We start from the raw sequence: 18,396 nt of genomic DNA on the forward strand, positions 1-18,396 counted from the left end.
GGCCGCCCTGGAAAACCCCGGGGTCGGGTTTTGCGAGTGGAGGTTCGCTGTGAAGACAAAAGGTGCTCTCATCTGGGAGTTCAACCAACCGTGGTCGATCGAGGAAATCGAGATCGGCGATCCGGTCAAAGACGAAGTCAAAATCCAGATGGAAGCTTCTGGCATGTGCCACAGCGACCACCATCTGGTCACCGGCGACATCCCGATGGCCGGTTTCCCGGTTCTGGGCGGTCATGAGGGCGCCGGCATCGTCACCGAGGTAGGCCCGGGCGTCGAGCACCTGGCCCCCGGCGATCACGTGGTGCTCTCGTTCATCCCGTCGTGTGGTGAGTGTCCGGCCTGCCAGGAAGGGCTGCGCAACCTGTGCGATCTGGGCGCCGGCCTGCTGGCCGGCACCGCGGTGTCCGACGGCACCCACCGCATCCACGCCGTGAAGAACGGCCAGCCCGTCATCCCGATGACGCTGCTGGGCACGTTCAGCCCATACATGGTGGTGCACAAGAGCTCGGTGGTGAAGATCGACCCGACCATCCCGTTCGAGGTGGCCTGCCTGGTCGGCTGCGGCGTGACCACCGGTTACGGCTCGGCCGTCCGCAGCGGTGACGTCCGTCCCGGCGACGACGTCGTGATCGTCGGCGTCGGCGGCGTCGGCACCGGCGCACTGCAGGGCGCGCTGAACGCCGGTGCGCGCAACATCTTCGCTGTCGACCCGGTCGAGTTCAAGCGTGACAACGCACTCAAGTTCGGTGCCACCCACGCCTACCCCGACATCTTCAGCGCGATGGCCGGCGTTGCCGAGGTCACCCAGGGACGGATGGCGCACAAGACCATCGTCACCGTGGGCGAGCTCAAGGGCGAGGACATCGACCACTACATGAACATCACCGCCAAGGGCGGCACCGTGGTGGCGACGGCCGTGGCGAACATGGCCGACAGCAATGTGACGCTGAACCTGGCGATGCTGACCCTGATGCAGAAGCGCTTGCAGGGCACCATCTTCGGCGGCGGCAACCCGCACTACGACATCCCGCAGCTGCTGTCGATGTACAAAGCGGGCCGGCTGAACCTCGACGACATGGTGACCAGGCAGTACCGCCTCGAGCAGGTCAACGAGGGCTACGCGGACATGCTCGAAGGCCGCAACATCCGCGGCGTCATCCGCTACACCGACGAGGACCGCTGACCTACTTGGCCCTTTCGGACCTCACGGACCTTCCGGGCCGTGCCCGCCTTGCCCAAAGGCGCGGGCACGGCCCGGAATTCATGGTGCAGCGGCCATGAGTAGCTTCCCGAACCTGTTGCGTGCAGGCCGCATCGGCTCGATGGCGGTGCGCAACAGGCTCGTGATGTCTCCGATGGAGACCATGTACGGCACGCCCGACGGTCTGCCGTCGCAGCGCACCCGCGACTACTTCGCCGCCCGCGCCAAAGGCGGCGTCGGGCTGATCACCGTGGGCGCCACCGGCATCGACCACCTACAGCCAGAAACTCCGGGCGGGCTGCACCTCGGGACCGACGAGGCGGTGAGCGCCCACCGCGCACTGGTCGAGGCCGTGCATGAGCACGGCGCGAAGATCCAGCCGCAGATCGTGCACGCCGGCCCCGACGGGCTCGGGCCCGAGATGCACGGCGTCACGTCGCTGGGCCCGTCGGTGATCCCGTCCTACCTGACCGGGCGCCCCTCGGCCGAGGTGACCGAGGCCCAGCTGACCGGGATCATCGACCTGTTCAAAGCCGCCGTGCGCCGCGCGGCCGAGGCCGGCTACGACGGCATCGAACTGCACGCCGCCCACGGATACATGTTCCTGGGTTCTTTCCTTGCGCCCCAACGTAACCGGCGCACCGACGACTACCGCGGCGACTCCGCCGGCGGCCGCATTCGGGTGGTATTGCAGACCCTGGCCGCGATCCGATCCGAGATCGGCGACGCACTCCCGATCACGCTGCGGATCTCGGGCTACGAGCGGGTGGCCGGCGGCCGCCCGAGCTACGAGACGGCCCAGATGGCACCGCAACTGGTGGCGGCCGGCGTCGACGCCTTCCACATCAGCGGTGGGGTGATCGACCGCCTGGTCACCGGGATGGTCAATGCCGCTGCCGATGGCGACGCGCTCAACGTGGGCGCCGCGGCCGCGGTCAAGCAGGTGGTCGACGTGCCGGTGATCGCGGTGGGCCGCATCCACGACCCCACGCGCGCCGAGCAGATCCTCGCCGACGGCCATGCGGACTTCATCGCCATGGGCCGGCCGATGCTGGCAGATCCGGAGATGGCCGCCAAACTTCACGCAGGCCAGGCGGATCGGGTGCGCCGATGCATCTCGTGCGAGAACTGCATCGACGCCATGGAGCAGCGATTCTCGGTCGACTGCGCGGTGAACCCCCGCACCGGTAAGGAACGCGAGCTGGCGGTGCACCCGGTGGCGCAGCCCAAGCACGTCGTGGTCGTCGGCGGCGGCCCCGGCGGCCTGGAGGCGGCCCGGGTCGCCGCCGAACGCGGTCACCGTGTGACGTTGTTCGAGCGCAACGCCGAACTGGGCGGCGCTCTGGTGTGGGCGTCGATCGTGCATCCGGAGAACGAACCGTTCCTGAGGTATCTGCGCAGTGAGATCGCCGCCAGCACCGTGACACTCGAGATGTCACATCCGGTGGACGTCGACGAGGTCGCCGCGCTGGAGCCTGACGCGGTGATCGTCGCGACCGGCGCGGACATCGTGGTGCCCGACATCGACGGCGCACACAATCCCCGGGTGATCAGCGGTCACGGGGTGCGCGACCTGCTGGCACACCCCGCCGCGCTCCAAGCGGGTCGACGAGTCGTGATCGTCGGCGGCAGCCTCGCCGCGATCCAGCTCGCCGAATATCTCTGCGCCCACGACCGATTCGTCACCGTTCTGGAATCCGGACGCACCGTCGCCGCCGAAGTGGGCCTCAAGCGCCGCACCGAACACATGGACCGGCTCGACCGCCTGGGAGTGCCGCTGCACGTGCGCGCCAACGTGCACCAGATCACCGGCAACAGCGTGGTGTTCACCCCGTATGGCGGCACCCGCCGCGAACTCGCGGCCGACAGCGTGATCATCACCGGACGCCTCGAGGCGGACACCGCCCTGTTCGACGCCCTCACCGATCGGTTGTCCGGCGCCAAGGTGCATGCCGTTGGCGACTGCACCGGTGTAGGACTGATCCGTAAAGCCACCGACGATGGCGCTCGCGCCGCCTGCAGTGTCTGACAAACCCCCAGTATCCGACAACCTAAGGAGAAACTGATGTCCACGACCACCGAACACACTCCAGCACTGGCCGCATCGCAGGCATCTTGGCGCGCCGTGATGTCGCACGACCGCGAGGGCTGGCTGGCCCTGATGGCCGACGACGTCGTGATCGAGGACCCGATCGGGCAGGCCATCACCAACCCCGACGGCAACGGCGTCCGCGGGAAGGCGGCTGTCGCCGACTTCTACGACGCGAACATCTCGGTCAACAACCTTCGCGTCACCTGCGAGGAGACGTTCCCGTCGAGCTCTGCGAACGAGGTGGCGCACATCCTGGTGCTGCGCAGCCAATTCGAAGGCGGAATGACCAGCACGGTGCGCGGCGTGTTCACCTACTCCGTCAACGACGCCGGGCTGATCACCAACATGCGCGGCTACTGGAACATCGACGGCATGCAGTTCGGCCAGGCGGTTCAGTGAGGCTGGCCGGAGTTGGCGCGCCAGCGCCGGCGGAGGTCAGGCGAAGCTGGGACCGCCTCATCTACTCAGCGGCCGCCGAGCAGTGAGTGACCGGCCGCTAGAAGGGTTCGGCGCGGTCGTCGTCGGCGGCTCCCGGGGTATCGGCGCCGCCGTCTCGGCGCTGCTGGCCGAGTGCGGGGCGGGTGTTGTGGTCAACGGCCGCGATGCCGCAGCCGCTGAGGCGACAGTCGCCACGATCAACGACGCCGGTGGCCGCGCCGTCACTCACGCCGGCTCGGCAGCCGATGAGGCGGTTGCCGAGGACTTGATCGCCCTGTGCGAGAGCGAATTCGGCGCCGTCGATGCCCTGGTGAACTGCGCGGGTGCACCCGAGCCGCCGGGGTCGTCGATACTCACGATCACGGCTGCCGAGTTCCGCGCGCTCCTCGACATCCACGTCGGCACCACGTTCGCGACTTGTCGGGCGGCCGCCCCCAGAATGGTGGCCCGCGGCCGGGGCGCGATCGTCAACACCAGTTCCTTTGCCTTCCTTGGCGATTACGGCGGCACCGGCTACCCGGCAGGCAAAGGTGCGGTCAACGGCCTGACGATGGCGATCGCGGCTGAACTGGCCGGGCACGGTGTACGCGCCAACGTGGTGTGCCCGGGCGCCAAGACCCGGCTGTCCAGTGGGTCGGACTTCGAGGAACAGATCGAATCGTTGCGGCAACGCGGCATCCTCGATGACGTCAGCGCCCACGGTGCGCTCGACGCCGCATCACCGGAATACGTCGCCCCCGTCTACGCCTACCTGGTCAGTGACCTTGCCAGTAAGATCACCGGCCAGATGTTCATCGCCTCAGGCGGTTTCGTGGGGCGGTTCGACAAGCCCGCCCCCGTGTTCATCAATTACCGGGATCATCACGACTCGCCGCCGTGGACAATCAGCGAAATCGCGACGATGTTGGCCTGACCTACGCCGTGAGGTCGTATATCAGTACCCTGCCGACCCGCATTGGTGTGAAGTTGCGCTGAACCCATTGCTGGATCAGCGCATTGGTGTCCAGGTGTCCCCACTTGTCCTCGTGGACCGGGTTGGTGACGAGGAAGTAGTGGATTCGCTTGGACAGCGCCATCCGCAGGAACTCGTCGGGCGCCGGAGACGGATCGGTCCCGTTGAATCCACCGACCGGCATCACCGGGTGACCGCTGGCCAGCTGATAGCCGGCCGCACACATCGATCCGATGGTGGCGGCCACCCAGGTGTACCGCTGCGCATCCGCGTCGAGCAGATCGACCAGCTGCCGGTCGGGCACGCCAGAGTCCAGCAAGCTGCAACCGACCAAATGCGTTCCGGTGGTCGATGATTGCGGGGGCAGCAGGAATGCGGGTCCGCTGGCTGAGGTGATCTCGGCGCGCTTGACCGGAGCGACACCCTTGGTCATCGCGGTCACGATGCGCGGAACGGGTCCCGCGATCGGCATTGCGCCAGAATTGCCGCGCTCGACGGTCGTCACGCTGTATGCCACAGGTCCGGCGAGAGCGACCAGTGCGCCTGCCGCGACGATCACCGGCATCGGGATGACGGCGATCATCAGCCCGGCCAGCACCAGCACGGCCGCGAGCGGGATGACCCATCGTAACCACGGATAGAAACCAGGAACGTGTCGCAACACGACCACCGCGGTGGTGGCCGTCAGCGCCACCGCGACCGCCAGCACCGCTTTGACCCACAGACGTTGCCGCTCTTGCCAACTCACCGCAACGCCGATACCCGTCAGCGCGGCGACCGGCGGGGCAAGGGCCACGGTGTAGTACGGGTGAAAAATGCCGGCCATGTAGCTGAACACCCACGCCGTCACCAGCAACCAGAGCACCCACACCAGAATGGCGGCGCGGCGCAGGTCCCGCCGCGCGGCCCGGCCCCGCCACACCAGCACGACGACCGCGAACAGCAGCGCGGCGGGCAGTAGCCAGCCGATGCCACCGATCTGCTCCGGCTCGAACAACCTGCCGACGCCGGGCTGACCCCAGGGGTGCGGCGAAGTCCGGCCACCGGTATGGACCGGCGAGATGAATCCTGGTGAGGCGAGGCTACCCGGCTCGTCGCCATTGAGCCGGCCGAAGCCGTTGTAGCGCAGGGTCAGTTCTAGGATCGAATTGGTCTGCGTCCCACCGATCCACGGCCGTGTGCGCGCTGGCCACAGCTGCACCAGTAGCACCCACCACCCCGCCGCGGCGACGGCGGCGCCCAGCGCCGCCACGAGTTGCCCCAGCCGGGCGAGCAGCGATCGTGGACCGGCCACGAGATACGAGATCGCCAGAGCGGGCACCACCAACGCCACCTCGAGCTGCTTCGTCAGGTACCCGAGTCCCACGAAGCATCCCGACATCAGCAGCCAGCGCAGTCGCCCGTCGTCGATGGCCCGCAGCAGCGCCCACACCGCGGCGATCATCAACAGGACCAGAAGCGCGTCGGGGTTGTTGTAGCGGAAGATCGTCACAGCCACCGGGGTCAGCGCCAGGACCGTGCCGGCCATCAGTGCGGCCGCTTCGCCGAACGGCCGGCGGACGGCATCCCAGAGCAGGGCGACGGAGGCCACCCCGATGACCGCCTGGGGCGCCAGGATGCTCCACGAATTGAGCCCGAACAGGCGGATGGACAGTGCCGGAAGCCACAGCGACAGTGGCGGTTTGTCGACGGTGATCGAGTTGGCGGCGTCCGACGACCCGAACAGCAGCGCCTTCCATGACTGCGAGCCCGCCTGCTCGGCGGCGGAGTAGAACGCGTTGGCCCAGCCCGACCGGTCCAAGCCCCACAGGTAGAGCACGGCAGTCGCGGCCAGCAACACGACCAGCGCCCACCGCTGCGGGCGTATCCGAGTACGTCGGGTAATGGCTTGTGCGACGCCGACTTCCGGCGACTCGACGGTGATCGTCATATCAGCGGGTGGAGGCGCCGAACACCCGTCGCAACGCCACAAATCGCACCAGGGTGGCGACCAGGTTGGCCACGACCAGAACTGACAGTTCCACGCCCTTGCCGACGGTCGGATCGTAACGGTGCAGGAGATACAGCGAGCCGCTGGTGATGGCCAGCCCGAACGCGAAGATCAGCAGGCCGTGGACATGGTGGCGGGCGACACCGGCGCGGCCGCGGATACCAAAGGTGAAGGCCCGATTGGCTGCGGTGTTGGCCAGGGCGGTGAGCAGCAGGGCGGTCAGGTTGGCTGCCTGCGCACCGAGCGCCGGATGCAGCGAAAGATACAGCAGCGCAAAGGCGATGGTGCTGGCGATGCCGATCAGCCCGAAGCGCACCATCTGGCCGACCATGCCGCGGGGGACACCGGGCACCAGCGGCTCGCGGCCCAGCGCGGCCTGCAGGTCACGCAGCGGCAGGGCGCCGGTGGTCAACGCCCGCCCGACCCGCCAGCAGCCTTTGAGGTCTTCGATCGCGGTGGCAAGGATGTCGACGCGCGAGTCCGGGTCGTCGATCCAGTCGACCGGCACCTCGTGGATGCGCAGGCCGGCCTTCTCGGCCAGCACCAGCAGTTCGGTGTCGAAGAACCATCCGGTGTCGGCGACCAACGGAAGCAGCTGGCGGGCAACATCGGCGCGCAACGCCTTGAAGCCGCACTGGGCGTCGGAGAACCGCGCGCCGAGCAGGCCGCGCAGGAGCAGGTTGTAGCCGCGGGACACCACTTCTCGCTTGATGCCACGCACCACCCGTGACGAAGCCGCCAGCCGCGATCCGATGGCGATGTCGGAATGCCCGGACACCAGCGGCGCGACCAACGGCATGAGCGCCGAAAGATGGGTCGAAAGGTCGACGTCCATATAGGCGACGACGTCGGCCGGTGATGACGCCCACGCGGCGGCGAGTGCGCCGCCACGACCCTTGGCGTCGAGGTGGATCACATCGACGTCGGACAGTTCCTCGGCGAGCTTGCGCGCCACCGACAACGTGCCGTCGGTACTGGCGTTGTCGGCCACGACGATTCGGGCCCGGTAGGGCACCTCGTCGAGCAGGAATTGATGGAGCCGTCGCACACAGGAAGCGACGTCGCGCTCCTCGTTGTACACGGGGATGACGATGTCGAGAACGTAGCGACCCCCGACGCCGATCGCAGCAGAGTGCTGCTCGGCCGGCAGGGTGTCGGTCATACCGATGATCGTCGCGTGCCAATCTGCCGTGGCACTGGGCCGGATCTGGGGGGTTGCTGTGAGCCAGCTTCATGATCCGACCCCGGGCGGCTACTCATATGCTTGAGCTCATGACCTCCGTCTTCACCAAGATCATCAACCGCGAACTGCCGGGACGTTTCGTCTACGAGGACGACGAGGTCGTCGCATTCCTGACCATCGAGCCGATGACCGCCGGGCACACGTTGGTGGTTCCACGGGCCGAGGTCGACAACTGGCAGGACGTGGAGCCGGCCGTGTTCAACAAGGTGATGGCGGTGTCCCAGCGGATCGGCAAGGCGGTGTGTGCGGCGTTCGGCGCCGAGCGGTCCGGGCTGATCATCGCCGGGCTCGAAGTGCCGCACCTGCACGTGCACGTGTTCCCCGCGCGCAATCTGTCCGACTTCGGCTTCGCCAACGTCGACCGCAATCCCTCTCCTGCGTCGCTCGACGAAGCACAGGCCAAGATCAAGGCCGCGCTGGCCGAACTCGGCTAGATCCCTGGGGCCACCGGGGTCGCGACGTCGGCGATGCGCGGCAGGCTGACCCGGAAACAGCAGCCCTGGCCCGGCGCGGTCGACACCGTGACGCGGCCACCGTGGGCGTAGACCAGCGAGTCGACGATCGACAGCCCCAGTCCGGTGCCACCGCTGGCGCGGGCGCGGGAGGAGTCGGTGCGGTAGAACCGCTCGAACACCCGCCGGGCGTCCTCCTGTGTCATACCCGGGCCTTCGTCGGCGACTTCGAGCACCGCGTCGTCCGACGAGGTGCCCACCCGCACACTGATTCGGGTGTTCTCAGGGGTGTGCTGCAGGGCGTTGGCCACCAGATTGCCCAGCACCTGACGCAGCCGGGCTTCGTCACCGATTACCTCGGGGGTGCCGGGGCCGTCGAAGACCTCCATGGTGATGGTGCGCTTGGGGGCGATCGACTGGGCATCGTGCACGGCGTCGGTGGCCAAGGTGAGCAGGTCGACGCGGCGCTGTTCGAGCGGGCGCTGCGCGTCGAGACGGGCCAGCAGCAGCAGATCGTCGACCAGTAGACCCATCCGGCGCGACTCGCTTTCGATCCGGGACATCAGCATCTCGACGTCGCGGGCCGCGCCCTGCCGGTAAAGCTCGGCGAAGCCCCGAATTGTGGTCAGCGGGGTGCGCAATTCGTGGCTGGCATCGGTGATGAAGCGCCGCATGCGTTCTTCGGAGGTGCGGGCCTGCTCGGCGGAGTCCTCCGAAGACGCCATCGCGGTCTGGATCTGGGCGAGCATGCCGTTGAGCGCCAGCGACAGCCGGCCGACTTCGGTGCGTGGATCACGTTCGGGCACACGGCGATCGAGCTGTCCGGCGGCGATCGCGGCGGCGGTCTTCTCGACTTCGACGAGCGGCCGAAGGCTGCGGTGCACCACCCAGTACCCGGCGACGCCGAGGATGATCAGGACAGCCGTGCCGATCGCGAACTGCGACCAGGCCAGACTTCGGACGGTGGACTGTATGTCCGACATGTCGATGGCCACCGTGGTCAGTTCGCCGCCGGGCCCGCGCACCGACACCGCACGCCACTCGACCGGCGAATGCTCCAGCGACCCGACCGTCACCGGCACCGGCCCCACGTCGTTGTCGTCGGGCAGGGCAGGCTCGGCGTCACGGTCGTTGACGGCCATCCAGATATGGCCATCGGCGTCGACGCCGCGGACGTAGAAGTTGGACGGCGGCCGGGCCGGGTTGGGCTCCTCGTCGGGTGGGGGCATCCCGCGGGGGGCCTGGGCCCAGCCCCTGGAGGCGTCCAGGAGGGTCTGGTCGGCGCGGTTGATGAGGTCGTGCTGCAGCGTCGAGGTGACGGCGATCCCGGAGGCCAGCAAGCCGCATCCCACGAGCAGCAGCATGGCGGCCACCAGGCCGACTCTCAGCGGCAACGCTCGGTGGTAGGGCGCGGGCATCTCTCTATTGTTCGCGCCTAGCGGCGCGACGCGCCCGATTACCGCGGCTCCCGCAGCACGTATCCGACGCCGCGCAGGGTGTGTAGGAGGCGCTTTTCACCGGTGTCGATCTTGCGGCGCAGGTAGGAGACGTATGACTCGACGACGTTGACGTCGCCGCCGAAGTCGTAGCGCCAGACGTGGTCGAGGATCTTGGGCTTGCTCAACACCGTGCCGGCGTTGATGACGAAGTAGCGCAGCAGGGTGAACTCGGTCGGCGAGAGCGAGACCGGCTCGCCAGCCTTCCAGACCTCGTGGGTGTCCTCGTCGAGCTCGATGTCGGCGAAGGTCAACCGCGAATTGCGCGGCTCCTCCACGCCCTTGCCCGCCCGGCGCAGGATCACCCGTAACCGGGCAACGACCTCTTCGAGGCTGAACGGCTTGGTGACGTAGTCGTCGCCGCCCAGCGTGAGTCCGGCGATCTTGTCCTGGAGGCTGTCGCGCGCGGTCAGGAACAGCGCGGGCGCGTCGATGCCGTCGGCGCGCAACCTGCGCAGCACACCGAAGCCGTCCATGCCGGGCATCATGACGTCGAGGATGACGGCGTCTGGCCGGACCTCCCGAGCGCGATCGAGGGCCGCTGGGCCGCTCGACGCGGTGTGAACCTCGAAGCCCTGGAACTTCAGGCTCACCGACAGCAGTTCCACGATGTTGGTCTCGTCGTCCACGACGAGGACACGTGCCTCAGGTTTGGTTTCGGGTGTTACAGGAGCGGCCATGCTGATAATTTCCTCCCACATTGGTGAACCCACGCCGCCTAGGCGCTGTGAGATTCCTGTGAGTTGGTTTCCCCGTCGGTTGGCCGATACCTCCGGTTACAAACTTTTACCGCTCCTACACTTGTGAAATGGACCTGGCGAAGACGCTTGTTGGCATCGCGAGCGCACCGGTGCGGGTGGGACTGGCCGCAGCCGAGGTCGGGCTCGATGTCGCCAAAGCAGGCGTTGACCTCACCAAACAGGCGCTGGGCGGGGCGGGGGTGGCAGCCTCACCCAGTTCAATGGCGCAGATGTTCGGCTTGGAGGACACCATCTCGCGGGCGAACAAACTCGCTCAATTGCTCGACGACGACGCCCCGCTGGGGCGTGCGCTGGCACCGGACGGCCCGCTGGACCGTCTCATGCGGCCGGGCGGTCTGATCGACCGGCTGACCGCGCCGGACGGTGTCTTGGATCGGTTGACCGCCGAGGGGGGTGGGCTGGACCGGTCGTTGGCGCCGGGCGGGCTGGTCGACCAGCTTCTCGACGAAGACGGCCTGATCGAGCGGATCCTCGGCGAGGAAGGTCTGGCCGACCGGCTGATGGCCGAGGGCGGCCTGGTGGAGAAGCTGACCGCGCGCAACGGCCCCCTGGAGCAGCTGGCCGACGTCGCCGACACCCTGAACCGGCTGGCGCCCGGGCTGGAAGCGCTGGCGCCGACGATCGAGACGCTGCGCGAGGCCGTCACCACACTGAGCCTCGTGGTCAACCCGCTCAGCAACATCGCCGACCGGATCCCGATCCCCGGCCGTCGCCGCAGCTACCCGCCGCCGCGCCCAGTCGGCACCGAGCGGGTCCGCAGCGAGCGGCTGGTCATCGACGACGACGAGCAGTGAGTTCGCTAGTCTGTTAAGCGGTTCCGCCCGGTTCCGGTCGGCCAAGCCTCCTTAGCTCAGTGGTAGAGCAACATACTTGTAATATGTAGGTCATCGGTTCAATCCCGATAGGGGGCTCTCGAACTAAGAGCACACTTGCTGGTCAAGCTCATTTTTCACACTTCGACCATTCCCGACGCCAGGTCCGATTGAGCTGTCGTAACGATCCATAGCAAACATTTGTTAGTACGACTGGCCATTGCCGTACCGCTGCCGCCGAAAGTGGCGACCGTTACCGCGATTTCTCACCTTGTACGTTGGCAGCTCCTGACTGTCGCAGTTAGGACACACAAGCCGCAGATTCTCGCGACGATTGTTCGTTGCGTTTCCATCGATGTGATCAATGATGAACGCGAGTGTCACGCCATTCCACTTACTGTCGATCCCACAGATGGCGCAGCACCCGTCCTGCTGCGCATGCAAGTAATCGCGAACAAAGTGGCCTTGGTGAGACATGCCGCCGCACTGGCCAGTCTCGAGCCACACCTTCAAAAGCATGCTGCGACGGCGCAATTGTTGACATGCGTTGCTGCAGTAGACCCGAGCCTGACGGCCCTCGATAGAGACTCCGCACCCCACGCACTTGACCGTCATGCACTGACGCTACGACTTGCCACCGACAGATTTCCCATTCGCATGCGCCGCCTCATTCACGCCAGTGAGTGTCAGTGGTAGGTCGTAGATTCTGTACGAGAGGCAATGCCGCCGATGCGGCTCAACGCTCACCAAGCGCAGCCAGAAGGTGTACTGCAGCAACGTATGTCAGCAGCTGGCCCGACAGGCCTATCTGAACACTGCTCAGTCCGGCTGCTGCGCGATCTGCGGTGGCACCAACGTATGGCTGGGTCTGCACCTGGCCTTCGTGTTGGACCACATCGACGGCGATCCGACCAACAATCGGCGAGAAAACCTGCGACCGATATGTCCGAACTGCGACTCGCAGCTGCCGACGTACAAGGGCCGCAGCCGAGGCAAGGGCCGCCACTACCGTCGGCAGCGGTACGCCGACGGTCAGACGTACTAGCCGTCGCCCGACGCCATGACGACCCGATTCCGCCCGCTCTGCTTGGCTTGGTAGAGCGCGCGATCCGCGGCCTGTAGGAGATCTTGCGGTGACGTGGTGTCCGCGTCGGTGGCCGCGACGCCGATGCTGATCGAGATCGGGCGCTTGGGCCACGGCGCACGCTGCACGGCCCGGCGGAACCGCTCGCCGAGCACGAACGCACCCTTGCAGGTGGTTTCGGGGAGCACGACGGCGAACTCCTCGCCGCCGTAGCGGAACAGCGAATCGGAGACCCGGAGTTCGGATTGCAGCAGACGGGCAACCCCACGCAGCACCTCGTCACCGGCCGGGTGTCCGTGGATGTCGTTGAATGCCTTGAACAGGTCGACGTCAATCATGATCAGTGACAAGGTGCTGCCGCGGGTTCGCGCCCGCATGCACTCCTCGTCGAGAGTCATGTCGAACGAGCGGCGGTTTTTCACTCCGGTCAACACATCGGTTACCGATTGAGACTCCAGGTGCACTCGCACCTTCTCGATGTCGCGCTGATACTCCTGCAGCAGTTCCACGTACTTCTCCTGGTCCAGCACCGCCTGCTCCAGAGTCTCGATGCTGCGGCGTAGCTCGAGCTGCACGATGATCTCGCGGGACAGAATTGCCAGCGCCTCCCGCTGTGTCTCGCTGAGGGTTCGCGGCTGGCGGTCGATCACACAAATGGTGCCCAGCGCCTCACCGGTCGGCGCCACCAGCGGCGCGCCGGCGTAGAAGCGGATGTGCGGATCGCCGGTCACCAAGGGGTTGGTCGCGAAGCGTTCGTCGGCGGTGGCATCCTCCACGGTCATCACGTCATCGGGCTTCATGATCGCGTGAGCGCAGAACGCCTGCGAACGCGGAGTTTCGCTGACCCCGAGACCGAAGTCGGCTTTGAACCATTGCCGATCCTTGTCCAACAACGAGATGAGCGCGATGGGCGTGCCGCAGATGGCCGACGCCAACTTGACGAAGTCGTCATAGGCCTGTTCCGGCAGCGAGTCCATGATGTTGTAATCCGCAAGGACATTCAGTCGCTCGCGCTCGTTGGCTGGTATCGGAAAAGCGGCCTCTGACATGTACTCCCCCATCAGTCCTTGACACCAGTCACTGATATCTCACAGCTACCCCCGTCAGTAGGATCTTAACGTGATGGTGGAACGTGGTCGGTGACAACGCCACTACCTACGGTGTACAACGCTTGAGTGGTGACCGATTTCGACGTCCAGCGCTTCAGTACCTGGCTGGCCGAGGTCACCGGTCAGGCGGCCGACGTGGCGGTGACGCCGATTCGTGGTGGCGGCAGTTGCGAGATGTTCCGCATCGACCGGCTCGGCGAAACCTGGGTGGTGCGCCGCGCCCCTGTGGCCGCGGTGTCCGACACCGCGCACCAAGTGATCCGCGAAGCGCGCATCATAGAAATTCTTGAATCACAGGGTATTTCAGTTCCGACAGTCTTGGCCCGCTCCGAAGACCCCGCCATCCTCGGCGCACCCTTCTTCGTGATGTCCTTCGTCGACGGTGATGTCATCCGCCGAGACGGACTGCCCGAGGGGCTACGGCAGGACCCGGAGTCGCAGGACAAGATCGGTGAGCAACTCGTCGACATCCTGGCACGGTTGCACGCTGTCGACTGGGCGTCGACCCCGCTGGCCGAGATGTCCCATCCGCACGGCTTCCTCGACCGTCAGGTGGATCGCTGGCTCGGTCAGCTCGACGACTACCGGGTCCGCGACCTGCCCGACGTCGACGATCTCGCCACCTGGTTGCGCGACCACATGCCGAAGCACGGCGATCTGACCGTCATGCACGGTGATTACAAGGTGGACAACGTCATCTGGGCGCCCACCGCCCCGCCACGTATCGCCTGCGTAGTGGATTTCGAGATGACCACCGTCGGCGATCCACTCATCGACCTCGCCTGGGCGATGATCTTCTGGCCCGAGGAGGGCAACTCCATCGCACTGGCCGCTCCCGGCACGCCCAACGGCATCCATCCCGACCACTGCCAGACACCGGAGCAGCTCGTGCAACGGTACGCACGGTCGACCGGCCGGGACCTGTCCGACTTCACCTGGTATCAGGTGTTCAGCGCGTGGAAGCTCGCCATCGTCTTGGAGGGCTCGTACGCCAAACATGTTCGCGGCCAATCCCGCAACCCGGTCCATGAGGTCTTCGGCGCGATCGCCGACGGTCTGCTCACCCGCGCCAGGAGGTTCGCCCGATGACCGACCCACTGTTCGACGTCTCCGGCCGCGTCGTGCTGATCACCGGTGGTAGCCGCGGACTCGGCGCCGCCATGAGCATCGGCCTCGCCGAGCGCGGTGCGAAAGTCGTCATCGCCAGCCGTAAGCTGGCCGCCTGCGAAGCACTGGCCGATCGGATCAACACCCAAGGCGGCGAGGCGTTCCCACTGCAGTGCCATGTCGGCGACTGGGAACGCCTGGGGGCCGTCGTCGACGCCGCCACCGAGCGTTGGGGCCGGCTGGACGGCCTGGTGAACAACGCGGGGATGAGCCCGCTGGCCCCGTCATTGCTCGAAACGTCGGAGACGTTGTTCGACAAGGTGATCGGAGTCAACCTCAAAGGTCCGACCCACCTTACGGCCCTGGCCGCGAATGCCATGGCGAACACCGGCGGCGGATCGATCGTCAACATCAGCTCGCTCGCGTCGGTGAAACCGACCCCCGTCGCGCCGATCTACGGCGCCGCCAAGGCCGGTCTCAACGCGCTCACCAAAGCGTCGGCACTCGAATTCGCCGCCGCCGGGGTTCGGGTGAACTGCATCGTGTGTGGAACATTCGACACCGACGCCGCATCGGGATTCGTCCGCAACGCCGACATGCTGCCCGACGTCGTGAAGCCGATCGCACTGGGGCGGGTCGGCCGACCCGACGAGGTCGTCGGCGCCGTGGTCTACCTGCTGTCCGACGCGTCCAGCTACACCACCGGATCGTTGATGACGATCGACGGTAGTGTCACCGGCTAGTCAGCTGTCGCGGCGGATCCCCTCGATGAGGTACTCGATCTGTAGCGAGAACAACTTGTCGATCTCACCGGCGGTCACACCATCGGGGTGGCTGCCGGCCAACCGATTACGACCTACCGGCACGTCCAACGGCGGGTGGTCCATCGCGACGAATCCCACCGTCGCCCAGGTCAGCAGCCGGCATGCGCGCACCGCGCCTTCGCGCGACATCCCGTCGCGGCGCATGCACTTCAGCAGCGGCCGGGACGCCTCCAGATAGGCCGGTCGCTTCACCTGGAGGAAGAGCCTGCTGTCGGCGGCCTCGGTGAGCCGTTGCCGCAGTTGACCGGTCCAGCGCCGCGCATAGTCCGGCCATGCTTCGTCACTGCCCGGGTCCGGCGCCACGTCAGCCAGGAAGTGGTCCGCGACGGCTGCCAGCAGAGCGTTCTTGTTGCCGATGCGGGCATACACCGGCGGTGGCGTCACCCCGAGCCTGCCGGCCACACTGCGCATACTCACCGCGTCGAGCCCACCCTCACGAAGGATGTCGACGGCGGCAGCCACGATTTGCTCTGGTTGCAAGTCGATTTCGCCGGTCATGAGATCTTCAGCGCGATCTTGCCGATGTGACTGCCTGCCTGCAACACGCGGACGGCGTCACCCACCTCGGTCCAGTCGAAGACATGACTGATGTGTGGCGTGATCCCGGCGGTGGTGATCAGCTCACACAGTTCGACGAAGCTCAGCACGCTGCCGACGGTGATGCCGATGACCCGAATGTTGTTGAGCATCAAGTCGGCAACCGGTATCGGCGCGGCGTCGAACCCCGTGAGCACGCCGATCACCGCGACGGTGCCGCCCATCCTGGCGGCGCGCACCGAGTGGGCCAACGTCTCCGGGCCGCCGAGGTCGACCACCAGATCCGCGCCGCGTCCTCCGGTGATGCGCTTGACCTCGTGCTCCCAGTCCGGCGTATCGAGATAGTTGATGAGATGCGCCGCGCCGAGGGCAGATCCGATCTTGAGCTTCTCATCGGACGATGAGGTCAGGATGACTTCCGCACCGAGCGCGTGCGCGAACTGGACGGCGAACAACGAGACACCCCCGGTGCCCTGTGTGACGACGACATCGCCCGGCCCGATTCCGGCCTCCAGCAACGCATTCCATGCGGTGACCCCCGCGCATGGCAGAGTCGCGGCTTCGATGTCACTCAAATGCACTGGCGTCGCCACCAGCCCGTCGGTTGCCGCGACGCGGTACTGCTGCAACCAGCCGTCCCCGCTGTCGCCGGGCAGTTCGGCCTTGGCCTGCGGGGTGGGCGGACCGTCGTGCCAGCCCGGGTGAAAGGCGCCCATCACGCGGTCTCCCACCGAGAAGTCGGTGACGTCGGGCCCGATCGCCACCACTTCGCCCGCGCCGTCGCTCATCGGGACACGAGGCCACTCACCCCAGATCAGTCCGGCCAGATTCACCATGTCGTGATAGTTGACGCTCGACGCGTTGACCTTCACCAGCACTTCACCCGCACCGGGGTCCGGCAACGGCCGCTGCTCCGGTTCCGGCGCCGCCCCTTGCGCCGTCATCACCATCGCCGTGTAGGTGGTCATGCGATTCCCGCTTCCTGCCTCAGCTGTTGCCACTTCTGTTGCGCCGCAGGGCGACGCGACGGCAGGTGTTCCGTCGGCCACCCGTCGACGGGTTGGTACTTCTTGAGTACATGCCGGGCCAGCACCGACTTGTGCAGCTCGTCCGGGCCATCGCCGATCGACCCGAATCGGGTTATCCGGTACCACTGCTCGACGGGCAGATCACCGGAGTACCCCAGCGCTCCACAGACCTGAATGGTGCGGTCGAGCACCGCCAGGACGACCTTCGACACGTGCGCCTTGACCATGCCCAGGTCGGCGCGCACCGCGCTGGCCCCCAGCCGATCCATCTTCCAGGCGGTGTGGAACGTCAACAACCGTGCGGCCTGAACTTCAGTGTGCGACAACGCGATGAAGTCCTGAACCATCTGGTGTTCACCGAGCAGACGCCCGTGCGACTGCCGCGACACGGCGCGCTCCCCCATGATGTCCAGTGCGCGTTGCGCTTGCCCGAGCCAGCGCATGGCGTGGTGGATCCGGCCACCACCGAGGCGCTGCTGGGCCAGCAGGAAACCCGCACCTCGCTGCCCGATCAGATGATCCGCCGGTACCCGGCAGTCCCGCAACACCACCTCAGCATGGTTACCGCGTCGGCCGTAATCCGGGTCGGGGTGAGCCATCGTGGGAATCTCCCGGACGATCTCGAGTCCTGGCGTATCGGTCGGTACTACGAAGATCGACGCGTGACGGTGCGGCCGTTTGTCGGGGTCGGTCTCGGCCACCACCAGGATGATGTCGGCGCACGACGCGTTGGTGGTGAACCACTTATGGCCGTTGATGATCCAACTGTCGCCGTCGGCCACAGCCGTCGTGGCGATGACGGTGGGATCGGCACCGGCCAGGAACGGCTCCGTCAGGGCGAAGGCACTGGCGATCTCACCGCGCAGATTCGGGAACAGCCAGCGCTGCTTCTGCGCCTCGTCGGCGCCGTGGGCAAGCAGTTCCATATTGCCGCTGTCCGGGGCCTGCACACCGAACAGTTCCATCGATATCATGCAGCGGCCGATGATCTCCGACATCAGGGCCAGTTTGAGTTGACCGCCGCCGGTACCGCCGAGGCCGGGATCGAGGAACATCCCCCAGAGCCCCTGCGCTTTGACGCGATCCTGCAGATGACGCTTGACGGCCTGCCATTCCTCGGCAGGCAGCTCGGACAGGATCGGCTCCAGCGGGATCACGTCGGCATCGATGAACTCCCGCATCCATGCCAGCTGTTCGGCGAACTCGGGGTCGGTTTCGAAATCCCACGCCATGACAGCCCTTCCGCCGAGTCAGATCACAGTGTAATCAT

General features: G+C 66.5%; 18 protein-coding genes and 1 tRNA gene. 10 read left to right on the top strand and 9 right to left on the bottom strand.

The window, feature by feature from the left end; all coding sequences use genetic code 11:
- Positions 1-49: 49 nt before the first annotated feature.
- The 4 genes from Y900_RS09720 (at position 50) to Y900_RS09735 (ending at position 4,644) form a co-directional block, all read left to right on the top strand.
- Positions 50-1,183, top strand: a complete 1,134-nt coding sequence (locus Y900_RS09720) for an NDMA-dependent alcohol dehydrogenase (protein ID WP_036341670.1) — start codon at positions 50-52, stop codon at positions 1,181-1,183.
- Positions 1,184-1,277: 94 nt separating this feature from the next.
- Entirely contained in the window at positions 1,278-3,230 is a 1,953-nt protein-coding gene (locus Y900_RS09725) for an oxidoreductase (RefSeq protein ID WP_036341671.1), read from the top strand.
- 36 nt (positions 3,231-3,266) lie between these two features.
- Positions 3,267-3,692 carry a nuclear transport factor 2 family protein gene (locus Y900_RS09730; protein WP_036341672.1) on the top strand — a complete coding sequence of 142 codons (426 nt, stop codon included), beginning with the start codon at positions 3,267-3,269 and terminating at the stop codon, positions 3,690-3,692.
- 82 nt (positions 3,693-3,774) lie between these two features.
- A complete protein-coding gene (locus Y900_RS09735; RefSeq protein WP_036341673.1) occupies positions 3,775-4,644 on the top strand; it encodes an SDR family NAD(P)-dependent oxidoreductase in 870 nt (289 codons plus the stop codon).
- Position 4,645: 1 nt separating this feature from the next.
- Here Y900_RS09735 and Y900_RS09740 read toward each other — a convergent pair whose 3' ends face one another.
- The gene (locus Y900_RS09740; protein ID WP_036341674.1) at positions 4,646-6,613 is read right to left on the bottom strand and encodes a glycosyltransferase family 39 protein; all 1,968 of its coding nucleotides are present in this window, start codon (positions 6,611-6,613) and stop codon (positions 4,646-4,648) included.
- A gap of 1 nt (position 6,614) precedes the next feature.
- Positions 6,615-7,835: a bifunctional glycosyltransferase family 2/GtrA family protein gene (locus tag Y900_RS09745; RefSeq protein ID WP_036341675.1), complete on the bottom strand. Its 1,221-nt coding sequence runs from the start codon at positions 7,833-7,835 to the stop codon at positions 6,615-6,617.
- Between the two features lie 110 nt (positions 7,836-7,945).
- Between Y900_RS09745 and Y900_RS09750 the strand changes: the two genes are divergently transcribed.
- Positions 7,946-8,350: an HIT family protein gene (locus tag Y900_RS09750; protein ID WP_036346319.1), complete on the top strand. Its 405-nt coding sequence runs from the start codon at positions 7,946-7,948 to the stop codon at positions 8,348-8,350.
- Here Y900_RS09750 and Y900_RS09755 read toward each other — a convergent pair.
- Together Y900_RS09755 and phoP are read right to left on the bottom strand one after the other, a co-directional pair.
- Positions 8,347-9,786, bottom strand: coding sequence for a sensor histidine kinase (locus Y900_RS09755; RefSeq protein WP_036341676.1), 1,440 nt, complete (start codon positions 9,784-9,786; stop codon positions 8,347-8,349). The two genes, Y900_RS09750 and Y900_RS09755, sit on opposite strands and share 4 nt — an antisense overlap.
- Positions 9,787-9,824: 38 nt before the next feature.
- A complete protein-coding gene (phoP, locus tag Y900_RS09760) occupies positions 9,825-10,544 on the bottom strand; it encodes a two-component system response regulator PhoP (RefSeq protein ID WP_036341677.1) in 720 nt (239 codons plus the stop codon).
- A 128-nt stretch (positions 10,545-10,672) separates the two neighbouring features.
- Between phoP and Y900_RS09765 the strand changes: the two genes are divergently transcribed.
- Together Y900_RS09765 and Y900_RS09770 are read left to right on the top strand one after the other, a co-directional pair.
- Positions 10,673-11,419 (top strand): hypothetical protein, encoded by a 747-nt coding sequence (locus Y900_RS09765; protein ID WP_036341678.1) that lies wholly within the window; start codon positions 10,673-10,675, stop codon positions 11,417-11,419.
- 45 nt (positions 11,420-11,464) lie between these two features.
- Positions 11,465-11,536: transfer RNA gene (locus tag Y900_RS09770), tRNA-Thr, on the top strand.
- Positions 11,537-11,641: 105 nt separating this feature from the next.
- On the opposite strand, the gene Y900_RS30840 is transcribed toward Y900_RS09770, so the two are convergent.
- The gene (locus Y900_RS30840; RefSeq protein ID WP_081845050.1) at positions 11,642-12,052 is read right to left on the bottom strand and encodes an HNH endonuclease signature motif containing protein; all 411 of its coding nucleotides are present in this window, start codon (positions 12,050-12,052) and stop codon (positions 11,642-11,644) included.
- 148 nt (positions 12,053-12,200) lie between these two features.
- Here Y900_RS30840 and Y900_RS09775 point away from each other — a divergent pair, with 148 nt between their 5' ends.
- On the top strand, positions 12,201-12,482 hold the full coding sequence (locus tag Y900_RS09775; protein ID WP_051659985.1) for an HNH endonuclease: 282 nt from the start codon (positions 12,201-12,203) through the stop codon (positions 12,480-12,482).
- Here the strand turns inward: Y900_RS09775 and Y900_RS09780 are convergent.
- Positions 12,479-13,570, bottom strand: a complete 1,092-nt coding sequence (locus tag Y900_RS09780; protein WP_036346322.1) for a GGDEF domain-containing protein — start codon at positions 13,568-13,570, stop codon at positions 12,479-12,481. The two genes, Y900_RS09775 and Y900_RS09780, sit on opposite strands and share 4 nt — an antisense overlap.
- Positions 13,571-13,699: 129 nt before the next feature.
- On the opposite strand from Y900_RS09780, the gene Y900_RS09785 reads away from it, so the two are divergent.
- The gene (locus Y900_RS09785) at positions 13,700-14,719 is read left to right on the top strand and encodes a phosphotransferase family protein (protein ID WP_131536128.1); all 1,020 of its coding nucleotides are present in this window, start codon (positions 13,700-13,702) and stop codon (positions 14,717-14,719) included.
- Entirely contained in the window at positions 14,716-15,480 is a 765-nt protein-coding gene (locus Y900_RS09790) for an SDR family NAD(P)-dependent oxidoreductase (protein WP_036341680.1), read from the top strand. The genes Y900_RS09785 and Y900_RS09790 overlap by 4 nt, the downstream gene beginning before the upstream one ends.
- Here Y900_RS09790 and Y900_RS09795 read toward each other — a convergent pair whose 3' ends face one another.
- From Y900_RS09795 to Y900_RS09805, 3 genes are read right to left on the bottom strand one after another with little or no spacing between them, the layout of a single operon-like run.
- Positions 15,481-16,059 (bottom strand): TetR family transcriptional regulator, encoded by a 579-nt coding sequence (locus Y900_RS09795; RefSeq protein ID WP_036341681.1) that lies wholly within the window; start codon positions 16,057-16,059, stop codon positions 15,481-15,483.
- The gene (locus Y900_RS09800; protein WP_051659988.1) at positions 16,056-17,066 is read right to left on the bottom strand and encodes a zinc-dependent alcohol dehydrogenase family protein; all 1,011 of its coding nucleotides are present in this window, start codon (positions 17,064-17,066) and stop codon (positions 16,056-16,058) included. Before Y900_RS09800 ends, Y900_RS09795 begins: the two co-directional genes overlap by 4 nt.
- Entirely contained in the window at positions 17,063-18,358 is a 1,296-nt protein-coding gene (locus Y900_RS09805; protein WP_036341682.1) for an acyl-CoA dehydrogenase family protein, read from the bottom strand. Before Y900_RS09805 ends, Y900_RS09800 begins: the two co-directional genes overlap by 4 nt.
- Between the last annotated feature and the right edge of the window lie 38 nt (positions 18,359-18,396).

The organism is Mycolicibacterium aromaticivorans JS19b1 = JCM 16368 (genome assembly GCF_000559085.1).
In the GTDB taxonomy this organism is placed as follows: Bacteria; Actinomycetota; Actinomycetes; order Mycobacteriales; family Mycobacteriaceae; genus Mycobacterium; species Mycobacterium aromaticivorans.